The 9,151-nt window shown below is 61.9% G+C and carries 7 protein-coding genes and 1 other RNA gene; 1 reads left to right on the plus strand and 7 read right to left on the minus strand.

Going from position 1 to position 9,151, the window contains the following annotated elements; translation table 11 throughout:
• Positions 1 to 277 precede the first annotated feature (277 nt).
• From KH208_RS14355 to KH208_RS14385, 7 genes are all read right to left on the minus strand, one after another.
• Positions 278 to 910 carry a TRIC cation channel family protein gene (locus KH208_RS14355; RefSeq protein WP_291437429.1) on the minus strand — a complete coding sequence of 211 codons (633 nt, stop codon included), beginning with the start codon at positions 908 to 910 and terminating at the stop codon, positions 278 to 280.
• 179 nt (positions 911 to 1,089) lie between these two features.
• A complete protein-coding gene (gene rny / locus KH208_RS14360) occupies positions 1,090 to 2,649 on the minus strand; it encodes a ribonuclease Y (RefSeq protein WP_291437431.1) in 1,560 nt (519 codons plus the stop codon).
• A 206-nt stretch (positions 2,650 to 2,855) separates the two neighbouring features.
• A non-coding RNA gene (gene ssrS, locus KH208_RS14365) (6S RNA) lies at positions 2,856 to 3,038 on the minus strand.
• Between the two features lie 12 nt (positions 3,039 to 3,050).
• Entirely contained in the window at positions 3,051 to 3,323 is a 273-nt protein-coding gene (zapA, locus tag KH208_RS14370; RefSeq protein ID WP_291437433.1) for a cell division protein ZapA, read from the minus strand.
• A gap of 6 nt (positions 3,324 to 3,329) precedes the next feature.
• Positions 3,330 to 3,575, minus strand: a complete 246-nt coding sequence (zapB, locus tag KH208_RS14375) for a cell division protein ZapB (protein WP_291437434.1) — start codon at positions 3,573 to 3,575, stop codon at positions 3,330 to 3,332.
• A 306-nt stretch (positions 3,576 to 3,881) separates the two neighbouring features.
• Positions 3,882 to 5,234: a bifunctional UDP-N-acetylglucosamine diphosphorylase/glucosamine-1-phosphate N-acetyltransferase GlmU gene (gene glmU / locus KH208_RS14380; protein WP_291437435.1), complete on the minus strand. Its 1,353-nt coding sequence runs from the start codon at positions 5,232 to 5,234 to the stop codon at positions 3,882 to 3,884.
• A 160-nt stretch (positions 5,235 to 5,394) separates the two neighbouring features.
• Positions 5,395 to 5,874, minus strand: coding sequence for a helix-turn-helix transcriptional regulator (locus tag KH208_RS14385; protein WP_291437437.1), 480 nt, complete (start codon positions 5,872 to 5,874; stop codon positions 5,395 to 5,397).
• Positions 5,875 to 6,348: 474 nt separating this feature from the next.
• Here KH208_RS14385 and KH208_RS14390 point away from each other — a divergent pair.
• A partial coding sequence (locus KH208_RS14390) for a response regulator (RefSeq protein WP_291437438.1) occupies positions 6,349 to 9,151 on the plus strand: 2,803 nt, incomplete at its 3' end.

Below are 9,151 nucleotides of genomic sequence, written 5' to 3' on the forward strand. Positions count from 1 at the left end.
GTCAATGAACCACCCGAGGGCCTCCGCCCCCTGCCGCCCTTCTCGGCGGCGCGGTGCAGATTTATGCACCATACCCTTGACCGTGTCAACAACTTTTTTCGTTCCGGCGAAGTTTTTTCGCCGGGGCCTCAAAAGGCCCAAAGGTGTTGTTCAGTCGCGGGAAGTGGAAGATATCCATCCACATCCCATCTGTCAACGACTTTTTACAAAAAAGTTGCTCAGCAGCCCGAAAAGCCCCGAAAAACCGCGCACGGCATGGAGTTAAGGGCAGCAAATTTTAGTCCGGATTGCGCCGCCCGCGCCAGAAGCGCAACGCCGCCGCCAGCAGAACGCCGCACGCAATGCAGGCATATTCCCATTGCGCGCCGGACGGCGCCCAGCCCGAGGGCCGCCAGGGCAACCGCGCAAGACCGATGGTCAGCATGCCGCCCAGAGCGGCGGCCGTGGCGTACCAGGACTCTTCCACGGCGCGGGCGGTGTCGCCCAGGGCCATGTCGCGCAGCAGGCCGGGAGCCAGACCGGCCAGCAGCCCCAATACCAGGGCGCCGGCCGCGCCCAGCCCCAGCGTCAGGCCGCGCATGGCCCCCAGGCAAGCGGCAAGGGCCAGGCCCAGACTGTCCAGCCAGAAAAACAGGCCCGCGCCCTGGCGCCGCAACCCGGCCAGCCCGGCCCCGGCCAGGGCACCCGCCACCACCGCGCCCAAGAAAGCGCCCGAGGCGAGCAATTCCGCGCCGGAGCCGCCGCCCAGGCACTCCCGCAACAGGGGACCGGCCAGGCCGCACAAGCAGCCAAGCACCGCCGCTCCGCTCACGTGGCCGCCGAAAAGACGGGCCCGGCAGGAAGCGGCGGCAGCCAGCAGGAAAGCGGCCGCCAGATCAAACGAACCGAACCAGAAGAAAAATCCGCTCATCTCAGCGCACTTCACCGTTCATGTTACGCGCCGCTGCGTCCAGAGCATGGCGCCGGAACAGTTACACATTTTCAAAATGAAATTGCCCTGAAAAGCCCGCCGGTGCGGCATGCGAGCAAGCGACTGCGCATATGCCGCACCGGCGGGCGGTTACGGGCGGATACAAAGAAACAGTCAGCCTATTTGGCGAAGCCCACCGCCCGCCGCTCGCGGATGACCGTGACGCGGATCTGGCCGGGATAGGTCAGATTCTTTTCGATCTTTTCCGCGATATCCTTGCAGAGAATGTAGGTGGTGTCGTCGTCCACGTTTTCGGAATTGACCATGACCCGGATTTCACGCCCGGCCTGGATGGCGTACGCCTTGGTCACGCCGTCGAAGCTGGTGGCGATGCCTTCCAGATCCTCCAGGCGTTTGACGTAATTCTCCAGCAATTCCTTGCGTGCGCCGGGCCGCGCCCCGGAAATGGAGTCCGCGGCCTGCACCAGCACGGCCAGGGCCGTGGAGGGCCGCTGATCTTCGTGGTGGGCGGCGATGGCGTGGATGATCTCCTGGCTTTCGTTATACTTTTTAGCCAGATCCGCGCCGATCAGGGCGTGCGGCCCCTCCACCTCATGGTCCACGGCCTTGCCGATGTCATGCAGCAGACCGGCGCGCTTGGCTTTTTTGACGTCCATGCCCAGCTCGGCGGCCATCATGCCGCAGAGCGCGGAGACTTCCAGCGAGTGCTGGAGCACGTTCTGGGTAAAGGAAGTGCGGTAGCGCAATTGCCCGAGCAGACGCACGATTTCAGGATGAATGCCGTGCACTCCGGCGTCGAAAGTGGCCTGTTCGCCCACTTCGCGCACCTGGGTGTCCAGCTCCTGCTCGCACTTCTGGACGATATCCTCAATGCGGGCCGGATGAATGCGGCCGTCCTGGATCAGGCGCTCCAGAGCCATCTTGGCGACCTGGCGGCGCAGGGGGCTGTAGGCGGAGAGGATGACGGTTTCCGGCGTGTCGTCAATGATCAGGTCCACGCCGGTGGCGGCCTCCAGAGCACGGATATTGCGGCCCTCCCGGCCGATGATCCGGCCCTTCATGTCCTCGCTGGGCAGGGGCACGGCCGTGACCGTCTGTTCGTTCACATAGTCGCCGGCATATCGCTGAATGACGTTGCAGAGGATTTCCTTGGCCTTGCGGTCGGCTGTCTCGCGGGCTTCCATTTCGATCTGGCGGATCATCCGTGCCGATTCGTGGCGGGTTTTCGCCTCAATTTCCGAGAAAAGGCGCGTCTTGGCCTCCTCGGCGGTGAAGCCCGCGATCTGGGCCAGCCGCTGCTCCTGCTCCTCAATGCGGGTCTGCAAAAATTCCTCGGATTCGGCCAACTGGCGTTCCTTGCGGGCCAGATCCTTTTCCGTGCTCAAGAGCTCATGCTCCTTCTCGGTGGCCTTTTCCATTTTTTCCTCAAGGCGGCCGCCCAGCTCGTCCAGCTTGCGCTCCCGGATTTTGACGTCGCGTTCCCGCTCTTTGAATTCGTTTTCCAGTTCGCGTTTCTGATTGAACAAGTCATCCTGGCCCTGGAGCAAAATCTCCTTTTTCTGGGCCTGGGCCTCCTTACGGGCCTCCTCCACAATGCGCTTGGCCAACTCATCGGCGTCGCCGATGCGCTTGGTAGTCACCCGGCGGTGAACCAGCGCGCCGGCCGACACCCCCACCAGGACGGCCGCCGCAAGCGCGAAAATGAACAAAAGATCCATGAAACCAGCCTCTCTTTATGAATACGGGCATGTCGCCCGGCAGACACCGGCAGACGCGAAAAACCGCGACCGCCGCAGCGGATTGCCCGGAGAGCTTGAACCCTGTGGCTGGCTGCCGGAGGATACCGGCACGAGAGATGCGTTGCGCGAAGAGGGCGGCCCGAAATAAATCCGCCCGTTATGAACAATCCGTAGGAAACACTGGCGTAATCCCCAGAGCGCCGTGTCATGTCTGCGGTGCAGAACCTGGTTTCCCAGGTCGGGCACCCGTATGCTTTTCTCAGGCTTCCCGCGTAAAGCGGGCATGCACACAAAAAGCAGAGACGGCACCCATTTTTATGCTTGTCAGGTTAGCACCGAGACATAAATCACGCACACCCCAGGGAAATCGTCAAAAGAGTCTACACGGACTCCTCTATTTTGGAAAGCAGGGAATTGATGCGATTCTGCACATCACCCAGCTTTTTCTTCGACTGCAACAGATCATCCGCCAGTCCAAGGGCCAGGAAGGTCAGCAGAATATCCTTGCTTTGCCCTCCGTGGGACCTCAGTTTCTGGTCTGCAAACCGTTCTTCCACCAACCGCACGGCACGTTGCACCCGCTCCATGTCGGCACCCGGCTTGAATGCGATATCAAGCCCGAGAACAGTAAGGTTGATGTTTTCCTGACTCACAAAAACCTACTCAACGCTGTCATGCTCTTGAATCCTGTGCAGCAGGGCGTCAATGCGCTTGAGCGCTTCGACGCGCAGATTTTCTTCCTGCGCCAGAGAGTCATGCAGCTTGCGGTTTTCCTCTTCCAGAACGGCCTTTTCCGCCACAATGGCGGAGGTTTCGGCACGAAGACGTGTATTCTCCGCCCTGAGGCGGTCCAAGCGGGCCAAAAGCTCCGCAACCCGCGCTTCAAGCTGCTCCAGAAGTTCCATGACTTTTAGATAGCACCGCCCCCCGACCTTGGCAAGAAAGGATGACCCGGACGGATAAAAAAAGCCGCCGCCCGTGGCTTCGCGGGCAGCGGCGAGATGTGCGGGAAAGATTGCGGAATGGCGTCACGCGGCGCACATGGGACACGGCGCGCTCTCCTGGAGCAGATCAGCTTTTCAAAGTTATTTTGCCCTATCCCCTGCGCGGCAAATTCTTCTGTCGCCCACGGGCTGCGGCAGCCGTTACGCCCAAAGGGCGTTACGGATGGCGACAGCCAGCCCCTTGCGCCACAGCGCCACGCCATCCCGCTATCCCCTGCGGGGCAAATTCTTCTGCCGCCCACGGGCTATGCCCATTTCGCCGTTAGGCACATCCTTGGTGATGACCGAACCCGCGCCCACCAGGGCGTTGTCGCCCACACTGACCGGGGCCACCAGGGCGGTATTGCTGCCGATAAAGGCTTTTTCCCCGATGTTGGTCTGATACTTGTGCTTGCCGTCGTAATTGCAGGTGATGGTGCCCGCGCCGATATTCGCGCCCGCGCCGACCCGGGCGTCGCCCAGATAGCTGAGGTGGTTGGCTTTGGCCCCCTTGCCCAGGCGGGCCTTTTTCAGCTCCACGAAGTTGCCCACGTGGGAGTCGGCTTCCAGTTCCGCGCCGGGGCGCAGCCGCGCAAAAGGCCCCACAAGCGCGCCCTCGCCCACACGAGCATCCTCCAGATGCGAAAAGGAGCGGATTTCCGCGCCCTCGCGGATCAGGGAGTCGCGCACCACGCAGTGCGAGGCCACGGATGCGCCGCGCCGGATCTCGGTCCGGCCGCAGATTTCGCAGGGGCCGCTCAGTTCCGCGCCGGGCTCCACCCGAACCAGGGGACTCACCCGGACCAAGTCCGGCGCGTGCAGAATCACGCCCGAGGCCAGCAACTGTTCCGCCGTGCGGGCGCGCAGCAGTTCTTCCATGCGGGAAAGCTCCAGCGGGGAGTTGACGCCCAGCAGGCTGTCGTCCCGGCCGCATTCCACGCCGCGCACCGTGTAATTTTCCGCCACGGCCAGGCCAATGATGTCCGTGATGTAATATTCGCCGCTCTTATTGTCGTTGTTCAGGCGCGGCAGCAGCGTCTCCACGGCGGCCAGACTGAGCCAGTACATGCCCGCGTTGACTTCGCCGCTTTCCGGGCCGTGGCGGGCCGGATCATAATCCTTGGCCTCCACGATGCCGATCACCCGGCCCAGTTTGCGCACCACCCGGCCGTACGCTCCGGGATTGTCCGGCACGATGGTGGCAAAGGCCAGATCCGCGCCCGCGGCCTCGGCCAGGAAATCGCGCACCAGGGCTTCAGAGAGCAGCGGCGCGTCGCCGTTGACCACCAGCAGATGGGTACATCCGGCTTCGGTCAGCGCGGGCAGGGCCTGCATCAGGGCGTGCCCCGTGCCGAGTTGCTCGGTCTGGAAAACCAGACGGGCGTCCGGAAATGCCGCCTCCACCATCCGGGCCCGGTGTCCCACCACCATCCAGACATCTTCAGCAAAAAACGGCCGCAGGGCCGCGCGCACATAGGCCAGCATGGGCTCGCCCAGAATCGTCTGCAAAACCTTGGGCCGGTCAGAGTGCATGCGGGTGCCCTTGCCCGCCGCCAGAATAAGAGCCGCGTTTTTCGGCATACAGAAATCTCCTTACGCCGCCGCGCGAGCGGCGAAACGGAATCGCGCAGGCAGAGCAATAGCGTCTTCGGCGCTAAACGGCAAGCCGCAGCAAGCACAGCCGGGAAACGCCGTCCCTGATCCGGGCGAGCCTCATAGCAGACGCTTCCGGCGGGCCGCTTCAACCGGCTCGTTCAGAAAACTCCACAGGCCCTTTGCCGATAAAACGCTCTTCCAGACGGGCCAGGCGTTCACGCAGGTCCGCATTCTGCCGCCAGAGCTGGCAGTTTTCATCCCAGATTCGGCGAAGCTGTTCCACGGCGTCGTCCCGCTGGAGCTCCGTCCGATTCAGCTTTTCCTCCAGCTTCAGACAGCGCGCGCAACCTGCCTCCACCACTCCGGGAAGAGCGGCTGTAGAAGGTAACGTGTCCGAAGCGGCATGGGCAGCCTCCGCGCCTGGGCGCATGGCCCCCTCACCCGTCAGCAGCCAGCGGTGTTCAATATTATAGCGCTCGCATACAGCTATAATAAAAGCTGATCCGGGCACCTGGACATTCCGCTCGTATGCGCCTACCGCCGCCTTGCTCACGCCGAGCCGTTTGCTGAATTCATCCTGGGAAGCACCGCCTCGGACGAGTTTCAGCCTTTCTCCGATGGTCATAGACTTCCAGCAGTTTCGTCCGCGAACCGAAACGGAACCCTGATCCAGCGCATGGACCACGGCCTGCGCCGCCTTTTAAAGCCGAATAGATATTTTTATATTGACTATGGCTATTATAAAAGTTAGCGTCGACTCGCAAGCGGTTAAAGGTGTCGGACAGCAGCACGCCAAACCTTACCCGCCCCTCCGGGGGAAAGCAATCATGTCCCCCTCAGCGGACGGGCAATTCTTTGCCCGTCCGCGCTGATCAACATGCTTGTCTGCTTCCCGCCTTTTTTACCGCGCGCAAGGAGGAAGCCATGCGCTTGGCCTTGGACTGCGGGCTCACGGAACGCGGCTTCCATCCCGACGTCCCCGCGCACAAGCCGGACACCCGTCTTCAATGGAAGTTTTACGCCGTGGCGTTTGCTTTTCTGATAATTTCAGATGCAACCGCTTGGAAATATTCCACAAGCAGTGCCAGGAGCAGGGCGCATGGCAATTTCCATTGACACGTTGAAGCGTCTTTCCCGGAACCAGCGCAATTTTTTTCTGATCTTCGGCCTGCTGGGATTGGGCATCCTGATGGGCATCAGCCTCGTCTACCTGGAAATATCCGGCCTCCTGCGCGGGCAGGCCGAGCGGCGCAGCCATCTGCTGGCGCAGACCGCTTCGGACAAGGACATCATCCTGCGCAAATGGGTCGCAGGTCTGGGCGGCATCTACGCGCCGGTGACCCCGGCAACGCCGCCCAATCCCTGGCTGCCCGAAGCAGGACGCGACTTCACCCTGCCCGGCGGCATGCGGATCACCAGGATGAATCCGGCCTATGTGACGCGCCTGGTACATGAACTCTGGCGCGAACACAGCGATATTCCCAGCAGGATCGTCAGCGCCAAGCCCGTCAACCCGGCCAACCGGGCCCTTCCCTGGGAAGCCGCCGCGCTGGGGGACATCGAACGGCGCGGCGGCAAGGAATATTTTATCCTGAGCCAAGACCCGGAAAAAGGCGAAACCCTGCGCTACATGGCCGCACTCAGGGTGGAGCAAAGCTGTCTGGCCTGCCACACGACGCAGGGCTACAAAGTGGACGACATCATCGGGGGCATCAGTTCGGAAGTGGCCACCAGCCGCATGTCCACCGGCGATGCGGCCATCAAACGAACGCTGCTGGCGGGTTTTTCCACGGCGGGCGTGGTCGTGCTGTTGCTTTTTCTCTGGGGGGGCCATGCGCTTCTCCAGAATATCGCCCGGCGCGACAGGGCTGAGAAAAGACTCCGCGTTTTTGCCGCCACCCTGGAAAGCAAAGTCGAGCAGCGCACCTCGGAGCTGCGCGAGGCAAAAAAGAACGCTCTGGCGGCCCAAAAACAGGCCGAGGAAGCCTCCAGGGCCAAAAGCGACTTTCTGGCGCGCATGAGCCACGAAATCCGCACGCCCATGAACGGCATACTGGGCATGACCTATCTCTGCCTGCAAACCACCCACGAAAACAAGCAGCTATATTATCTGCGCAAAATCCTTTCAGCCGGGCGCGGGCTTCTGGGCATCATCAACGACATCCTGGATGTCTCCAAGATCGAAGCCGGAAAAATGACGCTCCAGAACGAAGCCTTTGCCTTAGAGGAGCTGGTGGAAAATCTCAGCGATCTGTGCGGAGCCCTGGTGGGCGGCAAAAATATCGAAGTGCTTTTTCACGTGGATCCCAACGCCTTTGTCGCTGTGGAAGGCGATCTATTGCGGCTGACGCAGGTGCTCACCAACCTTCTGGGCAATGCCGTCAAGTTCACGGAAAAAGGGCGGGTGGTACTGTGCATGGAAGAAGCGGGCCGGAGCGCGGACACGATCACCCTGCGCATATCCGTGAGCGATACGGGCATCGGCCTGACGGCGGAAGAGCTGGCGCGCCTGTTCAAGCCCTTTGAACAGGCCGACGGCTCCATCACCCGCAAATACGGAGGGACGGGACTCGGCCTGGTCATCTGTCAGCGCTTTGTACGGATGATGGGCGGCGAGCTTGAGGTGCGCAGCGAACCCGGCAAAGGCAGCACGTTCTCTTTCAGTCTGACGCTCCCTTATCGGCCGATCCGGCACGCATGGGACGCTCCGGACCCGGCGGGCGCGGAGCGCCTTCTGGTGGTGGATGACTGCGAGGCGGCGCGGACCATTCTCCAGGATATCCTGATCCGCTTCGGATTCCGTGTGGATACGGTCGGTTCCGGCCAGGAGGCCCTGGATTGCCTTGTGCGGGCGACCCAAGCCGATACGCCGTATTCCCTGGTTTTGCTGGATTGGAAGATGCCGGGCATGAACGGCATGGAAGTCGCCGACAATATCCATAAACTGCCGCTGGAGAGCATCCCGCATCTGCTGATGATTTCCGCGCACGGGCTGGAGGCTTACCGGGAAAAAGGCGAAAATCTGCATTTCGCGGGCTTTCTGGTCAAACCGGTGAATCCCGTGACGCTCTGGAACGCCATCCTGAAAGTTCTGGGCAAAAATCCCGTCTCGCCGAGCCTCGCGGTCATGGATGGGGCCGAGGACGATGCACTCTCCCAGCGGCGCGGCGCCCGTGTCCTCCTGGTGGAAGACAATGAAATCAATCAGGAAGTGGCAAGCAACCTGATGGAGCGCATGGGCATGAACGTGACCCTGGCGGAAAACGGGCTCAATGCCGTCAATGCCTGCAAGGCGAAAACATTCGACATCATTTTCATGGACATCCAGATGCCGGTCATGGACGGCCTGGAGGCGGCGCGGCGCCTGCGCGCGCAGGAAGCCGAGGACGGCGCGGAACCAACGCCGATCATCGCCATGACGGCCCACGCCATGCGGGAAGATCAGGAAAAAAGCCGGGGCGCGGGCATGGATGATCATATCACCAAGCCCATAGACCCCGATGTGCTGGCCAGGATCCTGATCAAATGGGTAAAGCCGCGCGCACAGGCGGCGCACGCGGCGGACCACGACACGGGCTGTCCGGCTTCGGCGGATGCCGATGCCGGGACGATCTTTGACTGGGAGAAAGGGCTGTTTTATGTGGGCGGCGACGAGCAGCTGCTGGTGAAACAGCTGAAAAACTTTATCCGGCGCTACGCCCACATGCCGCAAACTCTAGCGGAGTTGAGCGCCGCCGGGCAATGGCATGAGGCCAACCGGACGGCCCACAGCCTGAAAGGCGTCGCGGCCACACTGGGCATGGACGCCCTTTCGGCGTGCGCGGCGGAGCTGGAACAGTCGTATGCCGCGAACACGGCGGACGGCCAAAGTCTGGAAAAGCTGCAGGAGCTGTTGCAGCGCG

It is taken from the genome of Desulfovibrio sp., from assembly GCF_018379785.1.
Lineage (GTDB): Bacteria > Desulfobacterota > Desulfovibrionia > Desulfovibrionales > Desulfovibrionaceae > Desulfovibrio.

Coding starts and splice junctions, on each gene's coding strand:
- KH208_RS14355 (WP_291437429.1), bottom strand. CDS start 910: ATGAGCGGATTTTTCTTCTGGTTCGGTTCGTTTGATCTGGCGGCCGCT.
- rny (WP_291437431.1), bottom strand. CDS start 2,649: ATGGATCTTTTGTTCATTTTCGCGCTTGCGGCGGCCGTCCTGGTGGGG.
- zapB (WP_291437434.1), bottom strand. CDS start 3,575: ATGGAACTTCTGGAGCAGCTTGAAGCGCGGGTTGCGGAGCTTTTGGCC.
- glmU (WP_291437435.1), bottom strand. CDS start 5,234: ATGCCGAAAAACGCGGCTCTTATTCTGGCGGCGGGCAAGGGCACCCGC.
- KH208_RS14385 (WP_291437437.1), bottom strand. CDS start 5,874: ATGACCATCGGAGAAAGGCTGAAACTCGTCCGAGGCGGTGCTTCCCAG.